Here is a 1261-nt window from a genome sequence, read left to right on the forward strand (position 1 = left end):
TGAGCTTCCCCCCGAACCGTGGAGGACTCCTCTATGCGGCTCGGTTGGCCGCACTGGTCTCGTAGTCGATCGGGGACTGCATGCCACAGGAACTGTGGCGACGTCGTCGATTATAGAAGTCGACAACCCAGTCCACAATAGTCTGTTGCGCTTCTTTCCGGGTTTTGAAATGGTGTCGGGAGAGCACTTCGTGTTCCAACGTTGAGAAGAACGACTCGGCCGCGGCGTTGTCGAAACACGACCCAGTCCGGCCCATCGACTGCCGAATGCCGAACTTGTCACAGAGTACGGTGAAATCGTGCGCGGTGTAGGTCGATCCACGGTCGGAGTGGAATATCACCCCGGCCACCCGGTCCTTCCCGCCGCGGGCGGCGACGGCCATCTTGATGGTTTCACCAGCTAGTTCGGCGTCCGGGTGGGCGCTGGTGGCGTAGCCGAGCAGCCGGCGGGAGAACAGGTCGATCGCTGTCGACAGGTAGAGCTTGCCCTCATCAGTGGGGATTTCGGTCATGTCGCCGACCCACTTTATGTTCGGCGCCGACGCGGCGAAGTCCCGCTGAACGAGATCCGGAAACGGCGCCGCCCGTTTGTCCGGTCGGGTCAGGTTCTTCCGCCGCTTCTTCGGCCTGGCGACCAGGCCTTGGCGAGCCATCGACTTCGCCACCGATTTCTCGCTCACTGTCCAGCCGACGGCGCGTAAATCGATGAGAACACGTGGCGAACCGTGCAAGCCGTGCGCGGCCTCGAACGCCTCGGCGACCGCCGCGTCCAGCTCGGCGCGCCGCTGCTCGCTCGGTGCGGGTTGGTGTTGACGGTGGTGCCACTTGTAGAACCAGGACTCCGACACGGTCAGAGCCCGGCAAGCGACCGCATGCGGCACGTCGTGGCTGGTCCTCTGGTCGGCAATGAACGCGGCCAGGCTCACCGCGTTGCCTCCTTCACCCACAGGACCACGGATCGCTTGAGAACATCGCGCTCCATCCGCAGCTCGGCGTTCTCCGCCCGCAGCCGGGCAAGTTCGGCCCGCTCGTCGCCGCTCAGGCCTTCGCTCTCGCCACGGTTGATCTTGTCCTGCTTGACCCAGTTCGCCAGGGTCCCGGCATGAATCCCCAGGTCAGCAGCTACCTGAGCGATCGGTTTGCTCGTCTCGCGGACAATCCGAACAGCTCCCTCACGGAACTCCCGGTCGAACTTCCGCCTCTTCTCCGGCATGACACATGATCCTCATAGTCCATGCCTCCACGATCTTGGGGGAAGCTCA

2 protein-coding genes are annotated in these 1261 nt (G+C 63.4%); both read right to left on the reverse strand.

Annotated elements, in window-relative coordinates; genetic code table 11:
* Positions 1-31: 31 nt before the first annotated feature.
* On the reverse strand, positions 32-925 hold the full coding sequence (locus BU204_RS37750) for an IS3 family transposase (RefSeq protein ID WP_075130571.1): 894 nt from the start codon (positions 923-925) through the stop codon (positions 32-34).
* A complete protein-coding gene (locus BU204_RS37755) occupies positions 922-1212 on the reverse strand; it encodes a transposase (RefSeq protein WP_075130572.1) in 291 nt (96 codons plus the stop codon). The genes BU204_RS37750 and BU204_RS37755 overlap by 4 nt, the downstream gene beginning before the upstream one ends.
* Positions 1213-1261: the final 49 nt, after the last annotated feature.

The organism is Actinophytocola xanthii, assembly GCF_001921205.1.
Classification (GTDB): Bacteria; Actinomycetota; Actinomycetes; order Mycobacteriales; family Pseudonocardiaceae; genus Actinophytocola; species Actinophytocola xanthii.

What these genes read in the sequence shown, in the direction of transcription:
- BU204_RS37755 (WP_075130572.1), bottom strand. Translation starts at nt 1,212, where the DNA reads ATGCCGGAGAAGAGGCGGAAGTTCGACCGGGAGTTCCGTGAGGGAGCT.